Annotated in this window: 19 protein-coding genes; 9 read left to right on the plus strand and 10 right to left on the minus strand. The window is 57.9% G+C overall.

Annotated features, from left to right (window positions below; all coding sequences use genetic code 11):
• Positions 1-15 precede the first annotated feature (15 nt).
• Genes J7399_RS09015 through J7399_RS09025 form a run of 3 tightly spaced genes read left to right on the plus strand, consistent with a single transcriptional unit; the run spans position 16 to position 2,294 of the window.
• Positions 16-1,365, plus strand: coding sequence for a DUF6638 family protein (locus J7399_RS09015; protein WP_209076700.1), 1,350 nt, complete (start codon positions 16-18; stop codon positions 1,363-1,365).
• Positions 1,366-1,368: 3 nt separating this feature from the next.
• Positions 1,369-1,632: a hypothetical protein gene (locus J7399_RS09020; RefSeq protein WP_209085467.1), complete on the plus strand. Its 264-nt coding sequence runs from the start codon at positions 1,369-1,371 to the stop codon at positions 1,630-1,632.
• Positions 1,633-1,643: 11 nt separating this feature from the next.
• Positions 1,644-2,294: a DUF1523 family protein gene (locus tag J7399_RS09025; protein ID WP_209085470.1), complete on the plus strand. Its 651-nt coding sequence runs from the start codon at positions 1,644-1,646 to the stop codon at positions 2,292-2,294.
• Here J7399_RS09025 and J7399_RS09030 read toward each other — a convergent pair.
• The 4 genes from J7399_RS09030 to J7399_RS09045 form a co-directional block, all read right to left on the minus strand.
• Positions 2,291-3,166, minus strand: coding sequence for a DmsC/YnfH family molybdoenzyme membrane anchor subunit (locus J7399_RS09030; protein WP_209085472.1), 876 nt, complete (start codon positions 3,164-3,166; stop codon positions 2,291-2,293). The genes J7399_RS09025 and J7399_RS09030 overlap by 4 nt on opposite strands.
• Complete coding sequence (locus J7399_RS09035) at positions 3,166-3,927, minus strand: 4Fe-4S dicluster domain-containing protein (RefSeq protein ID WP_209085475.1); 762 nt, start codon at positions 3,925-3,927, stop codon at positions 3,166-3,168. The genes J7399_RS09030 and J7399_RS09035 overlap by 1 nt, the downstream gene beginning before the upstream one ends.
• Before the next feature lie 79 nt (positions 3,928-4,006).
• Positions 4,007-6,805: a molybdopterin oxidoreductase family protein gene (locus tag J7399_RS09040; protein ID WP_209085478.1), complete on the minus strand. Its 2,799-nt coding sequence runs from the start codon at positions 6,803-6,805 to the stop codon at positions 4,007-4,009.
• 81 nt (positions 6,806-6,886) lie between these two features.
• Entirely contained in the window at positions 6,887-8,020 is a 1,134-nt protein-coding gene (locus tag J7399_RS09045) for a citrate/2-methylcitrate synthase (RefSeq protein WP_209085479.1), read from the minus strand.
• A 36-nt stretch (positions 8,021-8,056) separates the two neighbouring features.
• Between J7399_RS09045 and J7399_RS09050 the strand changes: the two genes are divergently transcribed.
• A complete protein-coding gene (locus J7399_RS09050) occupies positions 8,057-8,908 on the plus strand; it encodes a phosphate acyltransferase (protein ID WP_209085481.1) in 852 nt (283 codons plus the stop codon).
• 7 nt (positions 8,909-8,915) lie between these two features.
• Here J7399_RS09050 and J7399_RS09055 read toward each other — a convergent pair whose 3' ends face one another.
• The 5 genes from J7399_RS09055 to J7399_RS09075 form a co-directional block, all read right to left on the minus strand.
• Entirely contained in the window at positions 8,916-10,076 is a 1,161-nt protein-coding gene (locus tag J7399_RS09055; RefSeq protein WP_209085483.1) for an acetate/propionate family kinase, read from the minus strand.
• Positions 10,077-10,080: 4 nt separating this feature from the next.
• Entirely contained in the window at positions 10,081-11,862 is a 1,782-nt protein-coding gene (gene xsc / locus J7399_RS09060) for a sulfoacetaldehyde acetyltransferase (protein ID WP_209085484.1), read from the minus strand.
• Between the two features lie 115 nt (positions 11,863-11,977).
• A complete protein-coding gene (locus J7399_RS09065) occupies positions 11,978-13,438 on the minus strand; it encodes a PLP-dependent aminotransferase family protein (protein WP_209085485.1) in 1,461 nt (486 codons plus the stop codon).
• A gap of 72 nt (positions 13,439-13,510) precedes the next feature.
• The gene (locus tag J7399_RS09070; protein WP_209086081.1) at positions 13,511-14,089 is read right to left on the minus strand and encodes a GNAT family protein; all 579 of its coding nucleotides are present in this window, start codon (positions 14,087-14,089) and stop codon (positions 13,511-13,513) included.
• Positions 14,090-14,229: 140 nt separating this feature from the next.
• The gene (locus tag J7399_RS09075; RefSeq protein ID WP_209085486.1) at positions 14,230-15,630 is read right to left on the minus strand and encodes an aminotransferase class III-fold pyridoxal phosphate-dependent enzyme; all 1,401 of its coding nucleotides are present in this window, start codon (positions 15,628-15,630) and stop codon (positions 14,230-14,232) included.
• Between the two features lie 399 nt (positions 15,631-16,029).
• Between J7399_RS09075 and J7399_RS09080 the strand changes: the two genes are divergently transcribed.
• The 4 genes from J7399_RS09080 to J7399_RS09095 all read left to right on the plus strand — a co-directional run bounded on the left by J7399_RS09080 (position 16,030) and on the right by J7399_RS09095 (position 20,985).
• Positions 16,030-17,025: an ABC transporter substrate-binding protein gene (locus J7399_RS09080; protein ID WP_209085487.1), complete on the plus strand. Its 996-nt coding sequence runs from the start codon at positions 16,030-16,032 to the stop codon at positions 17,023-17,025.
• Between the two features lie 114 nt (positions 17,026-17,139).
• Positions 17,140-17,946, plus strand: a complete 807-nt coding sequence (locus J7399_RS09085) for an ABC transporter ATP-binding protein (RefSeq protein ID WP_209058737.1) — start codon at positions 17,140-17,142, stop codon at positions 17,944-17,946.
• Between the two features lies 1 nt (position 17,947).
• Positions 17,948-19,285, plus strand: a complete 1,338-nt coding sequence (locus J7399_RS09090; protein WP_209058739.1) for an ABC transporter permease — start codon at positions 17,948-17,950, stop codon at positions 19,283-19,285.
• A 368-nt stretch (positions 19,286-19,653) separates the two neighbouring features.
• Positions 19,654-20,985, plus strand: coding sequence for a DEAD/DEAH box helicase (locus J7399_RS09095; protein ID WP_209085488.1), 1,332 nt, complete (start codon positions 19,654-19,656; stop codon positions 20,983-20,985).
• A 66-nt stretch (positions 20,986-21,051) separates the two neighbouring features.
• Here J7399_RS09095 and J7399_RS09100 read toward each other — a convergent pair whose 3' ends face one another.
• On the minus strand, positions 21,052-22,479 hold the full coding sequence (locus J7399_RS09100; RefSeq protein ID WP_209085490.1) for an aldehyde dehydrogenase family protein: 1,428 nt from the start codon (positions 22,477-22,479) through the stop codon (positions 21,052-21,054).
• A 269-nt stretch (positions 22,480-22,748) separates the two neighbouring features.
• Between J7399_RS09100 and J7399_RS09105 the strand changes: the two genes are divergently transcribed.
• Positions 22,749-23,402: a peroxiredoxin gene (locus J7399_RS09105; protein WP_209085493.1), complete on the plus strand. Its 654-nt coding sequence runs from the start codon at positions 22,749-22,751 to the stop codon at positions 23,400-23,402.
• The last annotated feature ends 138 nt before the right edge of the window (positions 23,403-23,540 follow it).

The raw sequence follows: 23,540 nt of genomic DNA on the forward strand, positions 1-23,540 counted from the left end.
TGGTGGTGATGAAGTATGCATAGACTGATCCAACGCGGGCTGATGTTTGGCAATCTGATTGAGGTGGCCTCCCCGGTTTTGGTGGAGCGCTACAATCGTGCGCTGAAACATCTGACGGGCAAAACCACTAGCCTCATGGATTTCCACATCGACATTTCAGGATATAGCCCTGAGATCGGCGATGAACTTGACGATCATCTCTACCTCAACCACGGCGGCTGCAATCGGCAGTTCATCCTGCTGACCACAGATCAGAAAACCGCACCGCTCCTGAATGCGAAGTTCTCGACCAGCCGCGATATTCTGCGTCACTTTATTGAGGAAAACGAACCACAGCTCTTTGCGCTGACGGCGCGGGATGCGGTGGCGGGCGAACTGGTGAACTCGGTGTTTTCTGTGAGCGAGCCAAGCCGTCTTTTGGACATTCGTCAGGTCACGATTGAGGCGGACACCACCGCGGGCACGCTGCGAGATGCTGCGCAGCTTGGCGCGTTGGCGGATCGGTTCAAACAGGAGGAAGACGGCTGGTTTGATGATGTGCTGATCGCGGATATGATCACGCTGGCCAAACGCACAGGGGACGTGACGCGCAATCCGGTGACGCTCAATCACATGGCGTTTGATCAGCAGGACTATTGGACGGCGCATTTTGGTGGGGTGTATTTATTCCGGGGCGTGGAGCATCCGGCTGTGATCGCCGCGCAGGACAAGTCCTCATTGGGGAAACTGTCTGTCAAATACTGCTTTGATTTCTCCGACCGCAATCAGATTGCCAAATTTCTGGATATGAACGGCTTGGCGGAGCCGATTGTGAAAGCGCGTGGTGTGGATGGCGTTGCAATCTTGCGCCAGAAAATGGATTTTATCGTCGTGGATGCGGCGCAGGATGCGGGCGTTGATCTGACAGGGGCAACCCGCAGTGACATTCGCCGCTTGGCGCGTACACATGCCGAGGCTTTGCCGCCGGAGTATCACGCGCTTCGCGAGATCGTGGCCTGGGCGGAACACAATGGGCCCTGGCCTAAAATCACCAGCGATCACCCAGCCTATTTCTACACCCTGCGTGCCACAGATACGGATCAATCGGATCTTGTGAACATGTTGCTGTCTGAGCTGGCGCCAAAGGACATTCGCCAGCTCTTCATCTGTCACAAAGAAGTATTTTATCGTCTCTATCAGGGTTGGTCAGACACCAAGAAGAGCTTTGTCGCGGATTTTCTGGAACGTGAGTATCAGGTGGACAAGGCGGGGGCGCGTGAGGCGCTCTTTGGGCACGAGCTCCCCTTGGAGATGCCGCGCGTGCGGCGGCGCGCAAGCGAGGAGATGATCGCGCGGGTTGGCCCCTGGGGTGCGGTGAGGAGGTAGACAATGGCATTGCTGCGTTTAACGGTTATCGGCTTCATCGTGCTGACGATTATCTATGTCTGCCTGTCGCTCTACAGCCGGGCGGTGCGGCGCTGTAAGCTGCGTGCAGAATGGGACGAAGAGGGGATGACAGGTGACAAAGACGCATTTATCGAGCAGGGGCTGCAAGAGTATGATGGCTCTTTGCGTCGAAAACTGATTTTGGGTGTTTATATTGTGCCAGTGACCTGTGTTGCGATCCTTATCTATGTCATCAACTTCATGTAGAGGCGGCTTAAATGGTTTATGTAAAATGGATTTTCCGGATCCTGTTTTGGGGCGGTTTGGCAGCCTGGTTGCATTACACGCTGCCGCAGCATGACGTTGTGCGCCTTGTTGGCACCTATGAAGAACGGCAGGAGTTGGGCGACTGGACACGGATTTTCTGGTCCAAGCCTGACACGCAATCAGAAGGGCTGATCAACCGGGATGTGCAGTTCTTGCAGGGCTTTGATGGCAAAGACAAAGCGCGTGTGTACCGCAATGAGGATACCGGCTGGAGCTGGCCACCGTATTTCAAATTTGACACGGCGAACCTTTACACTGAGGCCAATGATGCGGTTTCGACCAAGGATGCACCGGAGTGGGTGGTGATCACCCATTATGGCTGGCGCAATGAGTTTTTCTCTGCCTTTCCAAACGCGGTGTCTATCAAGCCAGCAACCGGACCAGATATGCGGGTTATCCCTTGGTTTAACATTGTCTTCCTGACGCTTCTGGCTGCGCTTTTCTGGGCAATCTATGTGCGGTGGCGGCGCTTCCGCGAGGCGCGGATTGATCCGGTGATCGATGATGTGGCGGACAGCTGGGATGCAGCTGGAGACAATATCACTGAAAAACGTGGCCGGTTCCGCGCCTGGCTCGATACCTGGCGCGGGAAGGCACGTTAGCGCATGCCGTAGTAGAGGCCGACGACGTGCTCGGCCTCTGCAAAAAAGAGCCAACGCGATGTGGCTACGCCTGCGATATGGCTGAGCACCGCGACGGCGGCCAAGATGTGGCCGAAAGGCAAAAGCGCCAATATCACCAGAGGCAACGCAAAGGTCAGGACAAAGGCGATCACACGCAGTTTCTGGGCATGTTTGCGGCCGATGATGTAGATGAATTCCTTGACCAAATAGTTTGGTGCCGTGTGCGGATGCGCCATGGAGCGCACGGTGCCACGCTCACCCAATCCGGTGGCGGTGCCCATGTCTGTCCCGCTGTCTTTGAGCGCATTGTCACCGCGCAGCCACCACAGGATTTGGATCGCCGCGGCTGCTGCGAGCAAAGCAATGGCGATGGTTGTGCGGCCTGACAACAACGCTCCACCAGCCAGCGAAAAGCTGAGGTAAAGTGCTGGTGTCAAAGGGGTTTTCCAACGGGGGACCGTGTCGAGCTGCGCGTAGATCATTGATGTGGTGAAGACTGTGAGCAACGAGAGCAGCGCTCCAAGCCAGCCCAGAATGGCGATATGGGGGGCGAAGAAGATCAGGCAAAGCGCGTAGAGCCCCATGACGCAAAGTGCCGCGACGGCGCAGACACCTTCGCGGCTGAGCCAGCTGGTCCGCCATTGACTGAGCGCACGCCAGGCGCGTTCTGGGTGGCCAAGGTGGAAGGTTGAAGACAAAAGGCCTCCCACAGCAAGAGCAAAGCCTATGAAAAAGAAGGCAAAAGCCACGCCTCCGGTAGGGGGCGTGAGGTCAATACCAAGCCAGAATAGCAAGCCGAAGCCGAGACCGGAGAGCGTGGAGAAGATGATGACGGATGGAGCGGGATGCATCAGGCAGTGCCTCCGGGCAGTTTATCAAGGGCTTTGTCGAGCCAGCCGAGGAAGCCGGTTGGCTCCTCTGCAACGGGTTCCAAGAGTGGGGCCAGAAGGCTTTGATCGTCCCAAGAATCCTTGAGGCGTGGAGGCAGATATTTGTTCACGGGCTTGGTACCCATTTCAGGCATGAGGTCAAATCCGCCTCTGCTTTCAACGAGTTGGCTAACATCTGAGCTCGGATCAGAGAGGTCGCCAAAGTGACGGGCGCCGGCGGGACAGGTGCGCACGCAGGAGGGAATTTGATCCTCTTCCGGCAGGTTTTCATTGTAGATGCGATCCACACAGAGGGTGCATTTCTTCATCACCCCTTCTTCTTGGTCCAATTCACGCGCGCCGTAGGGGCAGGCCCAGGCGCAGAGGCCGCAGCCGATACAGTGATCCTCATTGACCAGAACAATGCCATCCTCAACCCGCTTGTAACTCGCACCCGTAGGACAGACGGTCACACAGGGTGCATTTTCGCAATGTAAACAAGACTTTGGGAAGTGTACGGTTTGTGCGCTGCCTTGCTCTGGCTGAACCTCATAGCTGTGCACGCGGTTGAGGAAAGTGCCCATCGGCTCGGTGCCATAGGGGCGCTGATCGCTGAGGGGGGCGCCGTAGTTTTCCGTGTTCCAGCCCTTGCAGGAGATCACGCAGGCATGGCAGCCGACGCAGGTGTCCAGATCGATCACGAGGCCGAGTTTGCGGTCGGTTTGGGTGGGGAGATCAGTCATGTTTTGACCTCTGTATTGCGTCGGTATTGCGGCTGTATCGCGTAGGTGCGGATTCTCGGAATTTGAAAGGTGGTCATATTCATTTACCGACCTTCCATGCGAGCGTTTTGGGGCCTTGAGGCACCGGAGACTTTATTGGCGCGAAAGTGGGCTGGGCAGCTACCGGGACCGGCGCTTTTTCGAGCTTCACGCGCAGGTCAAACCATGCGGCCTGTCCGGTGATCGGGTCGGAATTGGCCCACCGAAGGCCGTCCCCTTTGGGGGGCAGTAGCTCGTGGATCAAATGGTTGAGCAGGAAGCCCTTGTTGCTTTCGGGTGCATCGTCAGAGAGCGCCCAAGTGCCTTTGCGTTTGCCAATGGCGTTCCATGTCCAGACAGTGTTTTCGTTGAGCGCGGCCTGATGCGCGACAGGTGCGGTTATTTCACCATGCGCAGAGGTCACGCGCGCCCAGTCGCCCTCTGCAAAGCCATGCTTCTCCCAAAGCTTGGTTGGCAAGTAGAGCGGGTTCTCCCCGTGCAACTGGCGCAGCCAAGCGTTTTGCGTGCCCCAGCTGTGATACATAGCCATGGGGCGTTGCGTGAGCGCGTGGACGTCAAACTCTTCGGGGTCCACGCGGGCGTCTTCGAGCGGCGCGTACCAGATCGGAAGCGGGTCCATGACTTGTCTGAGGCGGTCACGTAGGTGATCAGGTGGTTGGATGTCGCCATGGCCTTCGGCAGCGCGCTGGAATTTGCGCATCGGTTCCACATATAGTTGGAAGAGGAAGGGTTGGGGCGCGTCATAGAGGCCGATCTGCACCGCCCAATCTTGGTAGTGCTGGTTCCACGGCTTCATGTAGAGCGCATTGTCGGGCACATGCTCGATGGCAAAGCCGCCATTGTCGATATAGCGCTGAAGCTGGTCCGGGTTCACTTCGCCGCGACCAAATTGATCTCCGTCTTCGCCGCGGAAGCCTGCAAGAGGGCCAACGCCGGGGCGGCGTACGTGGTTCACAATATAGTCGGCGTAGTCCTTCCACTTGGGTGTGCCGTCGTCATTGAGGAAATGCGGCAGGCCGATGCGCGCGCCAAGTTCGATCAGGACGGATTGGAAACCGCGCACGTCTCGGTCAGGTTTCACCACCGGCCAGCGGATGGCATCGGCGGCACCGTCTGCTTCACAAATTGGGCGGTCGAGTAGCGAGATACAGTCGTGGCGCTCCAGATAGGTTGTGTCTGGTAGGATCAGATCGGCGTAGGCGACCATTTCTGAGCTGTAGGCATCGGAGTAGATGATGCGCGGGATGCGGTAGCCGCCGTCGTCATTGCGGTCGGTCAGCATCTTGATCACGCCGGAGGTGTTCATCGTGGAATTCCACGACATGTTCGCCATGTACATGAACAGCGTGTCGATCGGGTAAGGATCTTGGGCGTGGGCGTTTGAGATCACCATATGCATGAGCCCATGCACCGACATGGGATTTTCCCAAGTAAAGGCTTTGTCGATCCGGCAGGCGGTGCCGTCCTCGTTGATCTGCAAGTCTTCGGGACCACGCGGGAAGCCAAGGTGTGGTCCTGCCAGCGGTTTGCCCGGGCGGCCATAGCCATGTGGCGTAGGGTGGGCCGAGACAGGCTTAGGGTAAGGCGGTTTGAAACGGAAGCCGCCTGGGACTTCGACCGTGCCCAAAAGGATTTGCAACACATGCAGGGCGCGGCAGGTCTGGAAGCCATTGGAGTGGGCCGAAATTCCGCGCATGGCGTGGAAGCTGACCGGGCGGCCCGTCATGGTCTGGTGGGTTTCGCCCCGGAAGTCTGTCCACTCTTGATCCAGTTCAAAGGCTTCGTCAAAGGCGACGCGGGCCAATTCGGCGGCGATGGTTTTGATCTTGGCGGGGGGAATGCCGGTCTGCTCGGCCACCGCTTCGGGGGCGTATTGCGGATCAAGGTATTTCTCCGCGATGAGATGCATGACGGTCTTGTTGCCCTCATATGTGGCGGAGAGGTCCGGGCGCACGCCTTTCTGATCAAAGGGGGTGAGCTTGCCTGTAGTGCGATCCACCACCAGCTCTTTGCCATCAGCATCGCGCATCAGCAGGCCGGTGTCGGCGTCTACCAACACAGCGGCGTTGGTGTATTGCGCGAGATAGTGCAGATCGATCTTGCCCGCCTTCATCAGCTCATGAATGAGCGCGAGGATGAAAAGCCCGTCGGTGCCCGGCGTGATGCCGACCCATTCATCGGCCACAGCGTTGTAGCCGGAGCGCACGGGGTTCACACCGATGACCTTTGCACCTCGCGCTTTGATCTTGCCGATGCCAGCTTTGATCGGGTTGCTGTCATGATCTTCGGCCACGCCGAAGATCATGAAGAGCTTGGTATGGTCCCAATCTGGCTGGCCAAATTCCCAGAAGGCCCCGCCCATGGTGTAGATGCCTGCCGCCGCCATGTTGACCGAACAGAAACCGCCGTGGGCCGCGTAGTTGGGGGTGCCAAAGTGCTGCGCCCAGAAGCTTGTGAAGCTTTGGGACTGGTCACGACCTGTGAAAAAGGCCAGCTTATGCGGCGCAGTTTCATGCAGCTCGGTGAGCCAGCCCACCGCCGTTGAGAGCGCCTCTTCCCAGCTGATTTCTTCAAACTCGCCGGAGCCGCGTGGGCCAACCCGTTTGAGGGGCTTTTCCAGGCGGGAAGGCGCGTTGACCTGCATGATCCCGGCAGAGCCTTTGGCGCAAAGCACGCCTTTGTTCACCGGGTGATCGCGGTTGCCCTCGATATAGGCAACTTTGCCGTCTTTCATGTGCACGTTGATGCCGCAGCGGCAGGCGCACATGTAGCAGGTTGTCTGGCGCACCTCGTCAGAGACTTTTGGCGAGGTGTCAAGCTGGGGCTGCTGAAAGGTCATGTGGGGTCTTTCGGTCAGAGTATTCCGGGCAGTCTATCCTTGGTGGGAAAAATTTCCCACGCAAGAGTATTTGTGCGAAATTTATCGTGCACTCATTGGCGTGTAAGGGCGCATCTCGGGGCCGTTGTAAAGCGTGAGCGGGCGGATCAGGATGTTGCTCTCTTGTTGGTCCATGCATTGGATGATCCAGCCAGGCATGCGGCCGATGGCGAAGATCGGCACGTAGAGATCCATGGGGATGCCGTGCAGCTGGTAGATCACGCCGGAGTAGAAATCGACATTCACGTTCAGGCCGTGACGGGCGTAGGGCTTCATCGCCTCCACAACGCCTTGCAGGATTTCGTACCATTCTGGCGCGCCCATCTCTTCGCCGAGCTTTTTCACCCCGTCGCGCATGTGGCGGGCGCGGGGGTCTTCGGCGCGGTAAACTCGGTGGCCAAAGCCGGTCACGGCCTCGCGATTCTTGCGCCTCTCTTTGACGTAGGCGGCGGCGTTATCGGGCGTTCCGATTTCCTGCACCATCTTCATCACGTCTTCCGCCGCGCCGCCGTGGGCGGGGCCAGCAAGAGTGGACAGCGCGGTGACAATGCCGCCGTGCAGATTGGTGTCGGTACCGATGGTGACACGGGCTGCAAAAGAAGAGGCGTTGGCGCCATGTTCGGCGTGCAGAATGAAATCAACGTCAGCCAGTTCGGCGGCGTCCTCGGAGGGCTTCTCACCTTTCAGCATCCAGAGCCAGTTGGCGGCATGGCTGAGTGTTTTGTCCGCAGGCACGGGATCGCGGCCGTTGCGAATGTTTTCATGTGCGGCAATGATCATCGGCACCTGAGATGTGAGGCGCAGGCCATTGGCGAGGAAAGCCTCCTCTCCAACGTTCTGGCTGTCGTTTTCCAGAGCAGCAAGTGCTGAGACAGCGGTGCGCAGCACGTCCATGGGGTGGCCGTCTTTGGTGGCGCGGATGATGTCATAGACCTGATCGGGGAGTTCGCGGGCGGCTTTCAGGGTAGCGTCAAAATCGGCAAGTTCGGCCTCAGTCGGCAGTTCGCCGTGGATCAGCAAATAGCAGACTTCTTCGAAGGTGGATTGCGTGGCGAGGTCGTGGATCGAATAGCCGCGATAGGAGAGTTCGCCTTTGGCGCCATCGATGTGGCTGACGCCGGAGCGTTCGAAGTAAATGCCTTTTAGGCCGCGGTTGATCTTGACGTTCTCTGTCACGGGTGGCTCCTTAGTCGCGAAAATTGGGGAGGTACGATGTCAGCACTTGAGACCGCCATCAGCCGCGCGAAGGCGCGCGGCGCACGGGTTGTGATGCCCGAAATGGAAGACGACCGGATTACACAAGCGGCAGAGCGGCTGCGGGCTGACGGGATTTGCGAGCCTGTGGAGCTGGGTGAAGATACGGAGGCGTATGTTGCTGCGCTTGTAGAGGCTCGGGGTTTAAAAGAGGCAGTGGCTCGGCGCATGCTCAGCCGCCCGCTGTACCGCGCCGCTGCGATGGTGGCGGTGGGCGAAGCGGATGCGATGGTGGCAGGCGCAGTCGCTTCCACCAAGAAAGTCATCGAGGCCGCCAGTATCGGGATCGGCTTGGCCGAAGGTGTATCGGTGGCAAGCTCGTTTTTCCTGATGCGCTTCCCGGACGGGCGTGAGGTGATCTTTGCCGATTGCGGTTTGAACGTGGATCCGGATGCAGAGGCTTTGGCGGCAATTGCGCGCGCGTCAGAGCGCAGCGGGGCCGCGCTTTTGGGGGATGCACGTGTTGCGCTCTTGTCATTTTCTACTGGCGCGTCTGGCGCAGGGCCAAGTGTCGATAAGGTGCGCGAGGCAGCAGAAGCGACCGGTTTTGTTGGACCGGTGCAAGGAGATGCCGCGCTTAATCCGCGGGTAGCGGAGATGAAAGGTTTGGGCACTGGGGATGCCAATGTGCTGGTCTTCCCGTCGCTGGACTCGGGCAACATTGCATACAAGCTGGCGCAGGAATTAGCCGGCGCGCAGGCGTTGGGGCCCATTCTCCAAGGCTTCCGCAAGCCGGTCTGTGACCTCAGCCGAGGCGCAACAGTGCAAGACATCGTTGATGCGACGGCGGTGTCGCTCGCGCTTGGCTGAACAGAGATCATGCGGCCTCCATCAGGGAGGTCGCATCCATTGCAATCATACGCTCTTCTTGCGCAGGGATCACCCAGATTGCGATTTTGGAGGTCTCCGCGTGTAGTCGAGGCTTGCGCGCGTGATTGGCATCTGGGTTCATGCGCGCGCCAATCCATTCGAGGGAGCGCAGGATACGGGCGCGTACGCCCACGGCATTTTCTCCGATACCGCCTGTGAAAGCGATTGCGTCGAGCCCTTCCATGGCTGCGATCAAAGAACCTGCATGGCGCACCGACCAATAGCAGAAATGCTCGATGGCAAAGGCGCTATCGGCCGATGGGTCCACCATCAGATTGCGCATGTCCGATTTGCCACCTGAAAGACCCAGAAGACCGCTTTCATGATTGAGGATTGCTTTGGTCCGCTCCAGCCCGTTTTCCTCTACCAGACGCAACACGGCATTGGCGTCGATCCCGCCGGAGCGCGTGCCCATGGTCAGGCCATCAAGCGGTGAGTAACCCATGGTTGTGGCAATGGATTGGCCGTTTTTGATGGCACACAGGGAAGCCCCATTGCCGAGGTGGAAAGCCAACAGACGAGAGGGCAATTTTTCGCCGGAAATCTGAGGCAGGTTTTGCACTAAGGAGGCGTAGCTGAGGCCGTGGAAACCATAGCGGCGGATGCCTTTGGTCTCCATCATGCGGGGTATGGCGTAGCGGGTTGCGGCGTCGGGATTGGTTGCATGAAAAGAGGTGTCAAAGCTCGCGTATTGCGGCAGCTCTGGCGCGATTTCGGCCAGCGTGTCCACAGCGGCGAGGTTGTGCGGATTGTGCAGCGGAGCAAGCGGCGTGCAGGAGGCGATCTCCGCGCGCACTTCGGCATTTATTTTGACCGGCGCAGTCAGTTTGCGCCCGCCATGCACCACGCGGTGGGCCGCCGCACGCAGGTCGGTGACGGCCACGCCATGAGCCTTCAAAGCCTCCAGGACCGCTTGCAAAGCGGCGCGGTGATCGATGAAAGGCAAATCGCGGGATTTCCCGGCGATGGTCAAAGAAGAGGCACCGCCGATACCCTCGGCGATGCCTGTGATGCACTCATTCAACTCACCATCAAAGACGGCAAATTTGATAGAGGATGACCCGGCGTTGAGCACCAGAACGGGGCTTGTGATACTGGGCCGTGCCATATTATCAGCTCGCTTTCTGCGGAACCATGTCCGCTGGGTCGATGCCCGCCACAGAAACCGGCTTTTTCATCGCGTCGCGACGGAAAGGCTCGCCTAGTTCCTGGTTGATCATGGCCTCGATCAGCGTGGTTTTGCCGTGGTTCATCTGATCGTCGATGGCTTTGTTCAGCGCGGCGGTCAGCTCGTCCATGGTGCGGGCGACAACACCTTGCAGGCCGCACGCTTGGGCGATGCCGGCGTAAGACACTTGTGTGTCCAGTTCAGTGCCAACGAAGTTGTCGTCAAACCACAAAGTGGAGTTCCGCTTTTCTGCGCCCCACTGGTAGTTGCGGAAAACGATCTGCGTGACCGGAGGCCATTCGCCGCGACCAATCGCAGTCAGTTCGTTCACCGCGATGCCGAAAGCACCGTCGCCCGCAAAGCCGACAACCGGCACGTCTGGCTGGCCAATTTTGGCGCCAACGATGGCAGGCAGGCCGTAGCCACAGGGACCAAAGAGGCCCGGCGCGAGGTATTTGCGGCCCTGATCAAAGTCAGGATAGGCGTTGCCGATGGCGCAGTTGTTGCCGATGTCGGAGCTGATGATCGCTTCGCGAGGCAGCGCGGATTGGATCGCGCGCCATGCCATGCGCGGACTCATCCAGTCTGGTTTGTCTGCACGGGCGCGTTCGTTCCATGTGGTGCCCGGATCGTCATCTTCGTGATCCATGGAGGAAAGCTGTTGCGCCCATGCGGATTTGGTCTTGGCTATGTGGCTCTTGCGTGCGTCGCGGCCGTCATCGCCTGCCGTGTCTTCCAATTGCTCCAGAATGCCGGTGGCGACTTTGGCGGCGTCCCCAACGATGCCCACTGTGACCTTCTTGGTGAGGCCGATGCGGTTGGGGTTTATGTCCACCTGAATGATTTTGGCGTCGGCGGGCCAGTATTCCATGCCGTAGCCGGGCAGGGTGGAGAAGGGGTTTAGACGTGTGCCGAGCGCCAGAACAACGTCGGCGTCTTTGATCAACTCCATAGCCGCTTTGGAGCCGTTGTAGCCCAGTGGGCCTGCAAAAAGCGGGTGAGAGCCGGGGAAGGCATCGTTGTGCTGGTAGCCAACGCAAACTGGGGCGTCGAGTTTTTCGGCCAGCTTCATGGAGGCCGGGATACCGCCTTCAGACAGCACTACGCCCGCGCCGTTAAGGATCACAGGGTTCTTTGCAGAGGAAAGCAAGGATGCGGCGTCTGCCACAGAGGACGTTCCGCCAGAAGAAGCTTCGAATTCGATCGGATCAGGGATGTCGATATCGATCACCTGAGTCCAGAAATCGCGTGGGATGTTGAGCTGTGCCGGGCCACAGAGGCGTTTGGCTTGGCTAATCACACGGGTGAGGACTTCGGCCACACGGGAGGGATCACGAACCTCCTCTTGGTAGGCAACCATGTCTTTGAAGAGAGCCATCTGCTCCACTTCCTGGAAGCCACCCTGACCGATGGTCTTGTTTGCGGCTTGCGGAGTCACCAACAGCAGTGGAGTGTGGTTCCAGTAGGCGGTTTTTACGGCGGTCACAAAATTGGTGATGCCTGGGCCGTTCTGCGCAATCATCATGGACATTTTGCCGGTGGCGCGGGTGTAGCCATCGCTCATCATGCCTGCGGAGCCTTCATGTGCGCAGTCCCAGAACATTATCCCTGCTTTTGGGAACAGATCGGAGATCGGCATCATCGCAGAGCCGATGATCCCGAAAGCGTGTTCGATGCCGTGTTTTTGAAGCACTTTTACAAAGGCTTCTTCGGTTGTCATTTTCATGAAGCAAACTCCTATTGCGCCCGGAACGGAGGTTTTGGGCGATCGTTTTGGAAAGAAACTACGGTTTGGTGCGGGTCGGCGATAGGGCCAGACATGTGCGCCGGATAGCGCCAGATTAGAGGGCGTTCAGAGCCTTGGCAATGCAGGCCACGCCTTCAGGGATGCGCTCGGACGGAATGGAAGAGTATCCCAGGCGATAAAAATTCCGCGGGATGTCCGCGCCTGAGAAAAAGGAGGTGCCGGGCTCGATCAAAACGCCGTCATTTTGCATCTTTTGGGCGAAAATTTCTGTATCGATATGGCTTTTAGCCTGCATCCAGAAACTAGAGCCTCCGAAGGCGCCTTGACCCGCAACATCCAAGCCAGTTTGCGTGATCGCCTCCTGCATCACTGCGCGACGGGCCTTTAGAGCTTCGCGAATGCGGCGGATCAAAGCATCGTAATGCCCAAGAGAAAGAAAGTAAGCGGCTGTTCGCTGAATGTGGCCTGGGGGGTGGCGTAGCACAGAGGCGCGCAGGGCGCGAGCCTCTCGAATGAAGGCTTCGCTGCCCACAAGATAGCCAAGACGCAAGCCGGGGAAGAGTGATTTAGAGAAGCTGCCGACATAGATCACCCGTCCTTCTGTATCCAGCGATTTCAGGGCGGGAGAGGGGGCGTCCAAGAAGGACATTTCGAACTCATAGTCGTCCTCCACCACCAGCGCGTCGATTTCGCGAGCGCGCTCCAAGAGCGCGTGGCGGCGGGCCATCGGCATAGTGGCGGTGGTCGGGCATTGGTGGCTGGGTGTGGTGAAAATCACATCCGCCTCAGCCGGGATCAGGCTTGGATCCAGCCCGTCTTTGTCGACATTGATCGGGGCCACGTGGCAGCGGGACTGATTGAGAATATCGCGCAGAGCGTGGTAGCAGGGGTTTTCAATCGCGGCCATGCGGCGCTGAGTCAGCAGGATTTGCGCGGCGATCCAAAGGGCGTTTTGAGCGCCAAGAGTGATGAGAATTTCTTCGGGGCGCGCGATAATACCACGACGGGGGAGTGTATTGCGGGCGATGAATTCGACCAGTTCGGGATCGTCTTGATCGTAGTAGTCTGACGTGAGCGCGGTGAAGTCTTTTTGGCCCAAAGCCTGGAGTGCGCAAAGGCGCCAGTTGGCATGGTCAAAGAGACTTGGATCGGTTTGACCATAAACAAACGGGTAGCGGTAATTGGCCCAATCTTTCGGTTTATCCGGGGTGTCGCCGCCAGTGTAGCGGCGCCCCAGAGCGCGGGTCCAGTCAATGCGGTCCTCGCTTCGCTTTGGGGGCGAGAAACTTGGCGGAACAGGCGCATTTTCAGAGACATAGTATCCCGAGCGCCCGCGCGAGGTCAGGTAGTCGTTGGCAAGAAGTTCGGTGTAGGCGAGCGTTACCGTGATACGGCTCACGCCCAGATGGCTCGCGAGTTTGCGGGAAGAGGGAAGCTTTTCTCCACGACGGAAGCGGCCCGATAGGATGCCTTCGGCGATCAGCTGCTGGATCTGTGCCTGAAGCGTGCCCTGAAAGCCGGGGGAGAGAAAGAAAGTTTCAACCGATATTGCCATGCAGAGACGCTATACTGGACCTATCTAGGTTGCAAACTGGACTTTCCTCATTCCTGATAGATGCTGATCAAATCAGCGGTTTTGGCTTAGCTTATGTTCCAGATTTGCGCGGACTGCAGGCCATTCGTGTTGGCAAATCGAATAGACCGCCGTGTCGCGCAGGGTACCGTTCGCCATGAGTGAGTGATTCCGCAGTACACCGTCGAGTTTTGCGCCTAGCCGCTCTATCGCGTTGCGCGATTGGTGGTTCATGAAGTGGGTACGGAACTCCACAGCGATACAAGATAAATCGTCAAACGCATGGCGCAACATCAAGAGTTTGCACTCGGTGTTGATTGGCGAACGTTGGGCTGATTTGCGGTACCATGTGGATCCGATTTCGACACGGCGGTTGGCGGGATCGGTGTTCATATAGGTGGTCATGCCGATGGCGCGTTCTGCGTAATCAAGAATCGCGAAGGGCGTCATATTGGGTTGTGCCAAGCGACGGGTGATTTCGGCCGGAACGCCCTCGGGGGCAGGAACGGTCGTGTACCACAAGTTGTGTAGATCGCCATCGGCAGATGCATCGGCCAAATCGGCCGCATGATCAGGCGAGAGAGGCACAAGGCTGGCGTGGATGCCTTTGAGTGTGACGGGGGCGGGCCACATGGGGCGTTCCTTTTTGGTGTTGGGGTTGGTTGCGGTCATCGACATCATGCGCTGAAGCCACAAACGCCGCCCTCCCCTCTAGGGTTGGGCGGTGCAGTAAGGCGAGGGGAGTGTCTCGCCTTTGGGACAAGTGTTGGCGTTTAGCCGAAGACCTTTGTCAGTGCATTGTCGACCGCATTGGTGATCGCGTCGATATCGGCAGCTGTAGCGATGAGCGCTGGGGAGAAAGCGATCACGTTGTTGCGGCCAGGTACGGAACGGTTGGCTGCGCCGATGATCACCCCTTGGGCGCCACAGTCAGCAACCACTGCTGCGATGTCAGCTTCGTCCACCGGTTCTTTACTTTCGCGGTCTTTCACCAGCTCGCAGCCGAGGAACAAGCCTTTGCCGCGCACATCTCCGATGATCTCGTGCTTCTCCATCAACGCTTTGAGGTTGCCCATCATGCGCTCCCCCATGGCTGTGCAGTTTTCAAGAAGGCCTTCCTCCTCGATGATGGCCATATTTTCCAACGCTGCCGCCGGGCCAGCGGTGCAGCCGCCGAAAGTTGAGATATCGCGGAAGTGGTCGAGCTTGTCCGATGGATCGGATTTGAAGTGCTCAAAAACTTCTTCAGTGGTTACAAGGCAGGAGATGGCGGCGTAGCCTGAGGCGACACCTTTGGCCATGGTCACGAAGTCGGGTTTCACGCCGTAGTGCTGATAGCCGAACCAATGGGTGCCCGTGCGACCGATGCCGCAGACCACTTCGTCGATGTGCAGAAGAATGTCATACTGTTTGCAGATCTCCTGCACGCGCTCCCAGTAGCCTTCCGGTGGAGTAATCACGCCACCACCTGCTGTCACAGGTTCCAGACAGAGTGCACCAACGGTGTCTGGACCTTCGCGCAGGATCACCTCTTCGATTTGGTTTGCCGCAGCGATACCGAATTCGCGACCGGAGAGGTGGCCGAGGCCCAGCTCATCTTTGCGATACTCCATGCAGTGTGGCACACGGACGAAACCCGGGGCGAAGGGACCATACTGTGCGTTGCGCTCGTCTTGTCCACCGGCCGACATCGCGGCGAGCGTGGAGCCGTGGTAATCGCGATCGCGGTAGAGAATCTTATGCTTTTTGCCGCCATATTTCTTGTGCGCGATCTGGCGGATCATTTTGAAGGCTTTCTCATTCGCCTCAGAGCCAGAGTTGCAGTAGTAGACGCGGCTCATGCCAGGCATCTTCTCAATCAGCTTTTCCGCGTAAAGCGCACCTGGCACGTTGCCCGCGGCATTGGCGAAGTAGCACATTTTCATAAGGTTTTCATGGACAGCGTTGGCGATACGCTCGCGGCCATAGCCAACATTGACCGTCCAGACAGCGCCGGACACAGCGTCAATGTATTCTTTGCCGTTTTGGTCCCAGACGCGCATGCCTTTGCCTTCGATAATGATGCGCGGGTCATTGGTTTCAAAAGGTTTGTGCTGAACCAAATGATGCCAGACATGGGCCTTGTCGGCTTTGACGACGTGGCTGATATCGTTTTCTTTCAGAGTGCCGTCCATGGCTTAAGCCTCCTTGAAGTAGTGCAATCAGGGGTGTTGTGTGCGCCCTATTTGGGCAGTTCATGTAAGTTTGCACGACATCCTCGCGACTTTTTCAAGCATGTTTATAGGGCCAAAAGATTTACCTATATAAGACCAGATAATCGAATTTTGCCGCTCTGAAATCCCATGGTTGGGCGTCAAATACCTATTTTATATGGTTTTCTACCAATTGGTCAAATAATTTTGAGGGGTGAAAGCCGTGTACCAGAGGCAGGCAATTCCCCAAAAAAACATTGATCGGTGGCCTAAATTCCGGTCGGATCAAGGAGGACGCAGATTGCCGATGATCAAAAAAGAGGCCAAACGCCCGAAGATCTCGAGTACAAACGCGCCATAACGACAACGGGAGAAAATACGATGAGCTTGAAAAAGACGCTGATGGGTGCCACCGCTGCTATCGCCATGATGATGGGCGCGCAGGCTGCGAGTGCAGAGATCACAGTGGCCTACTTCCTCGAATGGCCGATGCCTTTCCAATACGCCAAGCAAATGGGCACCTATGAAGAAGCGCTGGGCACCGAGATCAACTGGGTCAGCTTCGATACAGGCACCGCAATGAGCGCTGCGATGGCGTCCGGCGACGTGCAAATCTCCGTCAGCCAAGGTGTGCCACCATTTGTTGTGGCGGCGTCTGCCGGCCAGGACATCCAGATTGTGGACGTGGCTGTGTCTTATTCTGACAACGACAACTGCGTTGTGGCGTCTGGTCTTGAGATCGATAAAGACAGTGCCGCTGAGCTGGCTGGCAAGAAAGTGGCTGTGCCGCTGGGCACTGCAGCGCACTACGGCTTCCTGAGCCAGATGAACCACTTCGGCGTAGACGTGGGCGGTATGGAAGTTGTCGACATGGCACCGGCAGAAGGCGCGGCTGCACTGGCGCAGGGTTCGCTGGATATGGCCTGTGGTTGGGGCGGCGCGTTGCGCCGCATGAAAGAGCACGGCAACGTTTTGCTGACTGGTGCAGAGAAAGAAGAGCTGGGTATTCTGGTGTTTGACGCCACCACCGCACCAGCATCTTTCATCGCGGAAGAAAGCGAGATGCTGGCGAAGTTCCTGAAAGTGACCGCCGACGCCAACGCAATGTGGGCAGATGAAGCCAACCAGGCCAAAATGTTGCCGGTGATCGCCAAGGACGCGGGCATGGATGAAGAAGCCACTGCCGCGACACTCGCGACGTTTAAATTCCCAACTGTTGAAGAACAGCTGGGTGATGCTTGGTTTGGCGGAACAGCGCAAAACTTCATGAAAGGCGTTGCAGGCGTCTTCGTTGGCGCAGGCTCTATCCCGAGCGCGCTTGACAGCTATGAGGGCACCGTGAATACCGGTCCTCTGGAAGCGGCCAAAGGTCTGTAACTTCAAAAATTGAAGGCCCGCCTCGTTCGTGGCGGGCCTTTGTTTCACAGCCAGAAGATAGGGCGGGACAACCGCCAGTGCCCAGAAAAATGGGCGAACAAGCAGTTGGGAACCATGACCGGATTATCGATCGAAAACCTGTCCATGCGCTTTGATTTGCCCGATGGCGGGCATGTGCAAGCGCTCAAGGACGTGAGCCTTGATCTCAAGCAGGGCGAATTGCTGAGCGTGCTGGGGCCTTCGGGCTGCGGTAAAACCACGTTGCTGAATATTGTGGCCGGGTTCTTGGCACCTACCGAGGGACAGATCGTGATGAATGGGCATCAGGTCACAGGCCCGGATGCAGAACGCGGGATGGTGTTCCAACAAGGCGCGCTTTTTGAATGGATGAGCGTGCGGGACAATGTGAGCTTTGGCCCTGATATGAAAGGCATGCCAAAGACGGAAAGCGCTGAGATCGTGGATCACCTTTTGGATGTGGTTGGTCTGCAGGATTTTAAAGAAAAGATGGTGTATGAGCTGTCAGGCGGCATGCAACAGCGTGTGGCGTTGGCCCGCTGTCTTGCGAATGACCCGGATGTGATCCTGATGGACGAGCCCCTGGGGGCCTTGGACGCCCTCACACGGGAAAAGATGCAAAGTCTTGTGCTCAAACTATGGAAAGAAACCGGGAAGACGATCATTTTGATCACCCACTCAGTGGAAGAAGCACTCTTGCTGGGCGAGCGTTTGTTGGTAATGGCACCACGCCCCGGGCGCATTCACAAAGAATACCGGCTGCCCTTTGCAGATCTCGGCGTGGGAGCGGATTTGCGTGAGGTGAAGAAGCACCCTGATTACGCGCCGACGCGCGAAGAGATCCTCAACATGATCTGGAACATGGAAGAAGAGATCATGGGCCGTGCAGAGGGAGGCGCATAAGATGGGGCAGATATTTGCTGATCTTGGGGGCGAACTGGCGACCCTGTTTTTGTCGGTCCTTGGCGCTCTGCCGTATCTGGCACTCTACGTTGGGTTGATCCTGTTTGCTCTGTTTGTCTATACGCAGATCAAGCAGCGTCTTTCTTCGCTGCAGGATTATACCTCACTGAAAACTGTGACTTTTGGCGACGAAAGTGCGGTGATTTCCAACAAAGCGGCTTCCGTGATTTCGGTGGTCTTGATTTTTGTGATCTGGGGGTCGTTTACCGGCTCAAACTGGCTGCCAGGTTTCCTGCATGCCCCAGGCCCCTTTGTTGGCGAGGCAAGCTTCACCTACACGCTTGAGGCCGAGGATGGCACGACGGATGATGCGACAGTCAGCGTCATTGTGCATGAGGCTGGGCAAGTGCCAGCAGCACCAGAAGTCGCGCTAGGCGAAGGTTTGGCCAAAGATGATGCTTTGGTAGTGCAGGCGTATCGCAGCAAACTGTTGCGATGGGATGCCAATGATGAGGTGACCCGCAAAGATGGCGCCAAGATTGTTGCCGTAGATGGTGCGCCGATCAGCCGTGACGCGGATGTCGATGTTGGCTTTGGCCGTGTGGCACTGACTGATAAGGGTACGCTGAACTTTGAACCGGCCAAAGGCATGCAGATGGAATCGATCTGGTTGCCTGCACCAGAAAGCGTTTGGCAGCGCCTGATTTCCGTGAGCCGTGATGGCTATCAGAATGTCACGTTGGCAGAGCACCTGAGCTATTCGCTGTTCCGTGTGATCGTTGGCTTCGCGCTGGGCGCGGCGGTGGGTATTCCGCTGGGTTACGCCATGGGCCTTTCGAACTGGTTCCGTGGTTGGTTTGACCCGATTGTGGAATTCATGCGCCCTGTGCCGCCGTTGGCTTTGATCCCGCTGGTGATCATTTGGGCCGGGATCGGTGAGCAGGGTAAGATCATCCTGCTGTTCCTCGCGGCACTTTGGATCATGGCGATCGGGGCGCGTTCCGGTGTGTCTGGCGTGAAGATTTCAAAAGTGCATGCGGCCTACTCTCTGGGTGCCAACAAACGCCAAATCCTGCGCCACGTAATCATTCCTAACTCTTTGCCCGAGATATTCACCGCCGCGCGCGTAGCGATGGGGGTTTGCTGGGGGACTGTTGTGGCCGCTGAACTGGTGGCCGCTGAGAAGGGCGTCGGTAAGATGATCGTGGCGGCGTCGAAGTTCCAGGACACGGATATCGTTCTGATGGGTATCATCTTGATTGGGATCATCGGATTTGGGATCGATATGCTTATGCGCTGGGGCGAGAAATATCTGGTGCCGTGGAAAGGCAAAGGGTGAATGCGGGGCGTTGCCCCTGCCGCATCACAGATGTGGCAACCCGATGATATTTGCAGAATGAGTGACATGAGGGTCGGCGCGAAATGCGCCGGTCCTTTGTGATTTATGTGCCAAGGTTGACAAATGACGCCGAACCTATATGTGAAGCGCGTCGTTGCGCAGCCGCGTGAGCAGGCCGCGCCGGGCCCCAAGAGGGCTGACTGGCGCATCAACGACGCTTTCGTTCCCATCACGCAGGGTTCTGACGGATAGGCCGGGTTGGCACGGAATGGGTCTGTGCAATGGCGGTGCTGTCAAACCTCTGGGCGGTCTCTGTGAAAGAGGCCGCCGTTTGCCGTGCGTGATGCGCGCGGTTGAAAGGATATATCGTGGCGCAATTTGAAGAACTGGGCCTGTCTTCCACTCTTTTGAAAGGGTTGAAAAAGCACGGCTTTGACGCCCCAACCCCGATTCAGGCCAAGGCCATACCGCTGGCGCTTGAAGGACATGATATTCTGGGCCTTGCGCAGACAGGCACCGGGAAATCGCTGGCCTTTGGTCTGCCGATGATGGACCGCCTGCTGGAACAGCCGGGCAAGCCTTTGCCCCGGTCGGTGAAGGCGCTGGTGCTGGCCCCGACGCGCGAGCTGGTCAATCAGATCGCGGACAACCTGCGCCCGTTGGTGCAGGGCACACCGATCAAGGTGATGACCGTGGTGGGCGGCCAGTCGATCAACCGCCAGATTGCGATGCTGTCGCGCGGTACCGATATTCTGGTGGCGACGCCGGGGCGGTTGATTGATCTGCTGGATCGCAAGGAAATCAACCTGTCCACCGTGGGCAATCTGGTGCTGGATGAAGCCGATCAGATGCTGGACATGGGCTTTATCCATGCGCTGCGCAAAATTGCGCCGCATCTGGGCACGCCGCGCCAGACCATGCTGTTTTCGGCCACCATGCCCAAGCAGATGGAAGAACTGAGCCAGAGCTATCTGACCAAGCCCAAACGGGTGGAAATCGCGCCTCCGGGCAAGACCGCGGATAAGATCACGCAGAGCGTGGAGTATCTGGAAAAGGGCGAAAAACGTGTGCGCCTGCGGGAGATCCTGTCGGAGAACATGGGCGAGAGCACGCTGATTTTTTCGCGCACCAAACATGGTGCGGAGCGGATGATGAAGCAGCTTGTCGCTGACGGGTTCAACGCGGCTTCGATCCACGGCAACAAAAGCCAGGGGCAGCGCGATCGCGCGATCAAGGCGTTTCGCGATGGTGAGATCACCGTGCTGGTGGCGACAGATGTGGCGGCGCGCGGGATTGATATTCCGGTGATTTCGCTGGTGATCAACTTTGATCTGCCCAATGTGGCCGAAAGCTATGTGCACCGGATTGGCCGCACCGCGCGGGCGGGCCGCGATGGGCGCGCGATTTCCTTCTGTGCGCTGGATGAGCGCGATTACCTGAAGGACATCGAAAAGCTGATCGGGCGCAAGTTTGACCGCCCGACCGATGAGCTTCGCGAGATGAAGAAAGAATATGGCACCGGGCCACGTTCCGGTGGCGGAGGGCGCAAGCGCGGTGGCGGCAAACCCGGCGGTGGACGGCCCGGCGGTGGTGCCAAGCCTGCTGGCGGTCAGCCCAAAAGCGCGGCCAATGGCAATGATAAGCCCGGTGGCGGCCGCCCACGTCGGCGGCGCAACCGCTCGCGCAAGCCAGCGGCATAAATACAGCCTCAATAGAAAAGGCCGCAGCGGTGTGCTGCGGCCTTTTGTTTTGTTTAAGCCTTCCGGTCAGCCCATTGGCACGCCGGAGATCGCCTTGGTTTCGCAGAATTCCTCCAGCCCCCAGCCGCCGCCTTCGCGGCCATTACCGGATTGGCCGTAGCCGCCGAAGGGGGAGCCGTTGACGCGGCCCACGCCGTTGGTTTCCACCATGCCGGAGCGCACTTGACGGGCCACGCGCAGGCGCTTTTCGTCATCCTGCGTCTGGATGTAGTTGGTGAGGCCATAGACCGTGTCATTGGCCATCTGAACCGCCTGTGCTTCGCTGTCAAAAGACGAGATCGCCAGCACTGGGCCAAAGATTTCTTCGCGGTAGATGGTCATGTCGGGGGTGACATCGGCAAAGACAGTGGGGCGCACATAGTAGCCTTTGTTCAAGCCTTCCGGACGGCCCAGACCACCGGCGACAAGGGTGGCGCCCTCTTTGATGCCGGTTTCAATCAGGCTCTGGATTTTGTTGAACTGCAGCTCGGAGACCACCGGGCCGATGTGGCGGCCTGCCTCGGTGGTGGGGCCCACCTGCACGGCCTCGGCGGCGGCTTTGGCTTGATCCACGGCGGTGGCGTAGAAGCTGCTTTCCACCATCATGCGGGTGGGGGCGTTGCAGGATTGGCCGGAGTTCTGCATGCAGTGGATCACACCGCGTTTCACGGCCTTTTCATCCGCATCTGCAAAGATCACATTCGCGCCCTTGCCACCCAGTTCGAGGCTGACACGTTTGAGGGTGTCGGCGGCGGCTTTGGAGATGGCGATGCCCGCGCGGGTGGAGCCGGTGAAGCTGATCATATCCACATCGGGATGGGCAGACAGCTGGCTGCCGACGCCGACGCCATCGCCGTTGACCATGTTGAACACACCCGCAGGGAAGCCCGCTTCGTCCATCATCTCGGCAAAGACAATCGAGGAGAGCGGCGCGATTTCGGAGGGTTTGAGCACCATGGTGCAGCCCACCAGAAGCGCGGGGATGGCCTTCAGGAAAACCTGATTCATCGGCCAGTTCCAGGGGGTGATCATGCCGCAGACGCCGATGGGCTCTTTGCGCATGCGGTCTTCGCCCATGGCGTATTCAAACTCAAAGCTCTCAAGCGCCTCAAGGAAGCCATCCAGGTGCCAGACCCCGGCGCCCCATTGGTTGTTGCTGGCCAGATCGAGCGGCGCGCCCATTTCTGCGCGCATGGCCTCTGCCATATCGGCGCGGCGGGCGACGTAGATCTCGCGCAGTTTTTTGACCAGTGCGACGCGCTCTTCCAGTGGGGTGTCCGCCCAGGCGGGGAAGGCCGCGCGTGCGGCGGCAACGGCGGCGTCGGTGTCGGCTTGATCGCCAATGGAAATCACGGCGCAAGGTTCTTCTGTGGCCGGGTCAATGACATGGAGATCGTTGGCGTCCACGGGATCAACCCATTGGCCATTGATATAGAATTTGCGTTTGTCGATCATGGTGCACTCCCTCGCAATCTTGGACGCACTCTGCCTGCGGTACATACTCGGCGCAAGTCCGCGGGTATCGAACGCGACGCCGGGTCTTCTTTATTTGCTCTGCGAAATAAACACCCGTCTACAGGGGTGACGTTGCAAGGAGGTGGATGTACTCTGCGCGCGATCTGAATATTTGATTTAGATGAATTTCGACGCCGCCACACCCAGCGGGGCTCATTTTGGGCAGGATGGCGAGATGCGTTTAGAGCCCCATGACTAGGGAGAGACCAATGGGCCTGAGAATTAATGATGTTGTGCCAAACTTTACCGCCGAAACGGATCAGGGCACGATCACTTTCCATGATTGGATTGGGGACAGCTGGGCGATCCTGTTCTCCCATCCGAAAGATTTCACACCTGTCTGCACCACCGAGTTTGGTGCGGTTGCCCAGCTTGCTGATGAATGGGCAAAGCGCGGCACTAAGGTGATGGGCGTTTCTGTAGACGGTGTGGAAGATCACAAAGGCTGGAAGAAAGACATCGAGTCGTTCGCTGGTACAGATGCGGGCTTCCCGATCATCGCAGATGATGGACTGGCGGTGTCCAAGGCTTTTGACATGCTGCCAGCAGAGGCCTATTTGCCGGATGGGCGCACTCCTGCGGACAGCGCCACCGTGCGGTCGGTGTTCATAATCGGCCCTGACAAACAACTGAAACTGTCGATGACCTACCCGATGAACGTGGGGCGCAATTTTGCAGAGATTCTGCGGGCGCTTGAGGCACTGCAGACCGCTGCGAAGGAGAATATTGCGATGCCGGCGAACTGGACGCCGGGTGGTGACGTTGTGATTCCTGTTGCTGTGAGCGATGAGGACGCAACGGCAAAATATGGTGAGTTCACAACACACTTCCCGTATCTGCGCACAACCAAGCTGCCGGATTAATAGCGGCGGGCTGACGATCTAAGCCATTGTTCTTATGTCTGCTTTCTGAAAGTCAGCACTGATAGAAAAAGAAGCACCGTCATGTTTTGGCGGTGCTTTTGTGTGTATGGCCTGTGTAGATTGATCTCTACACAGAGC

It is taken from the genome of Shimia sp. R9_1, assembly GCF_017743775.1.
Taxonomy (GTDB): domain Bacteria; phylum Pseudomonadota; class Alphaproteobacteria; order Rhodobacterales; family Rhodobacteraceae; genus Shimia.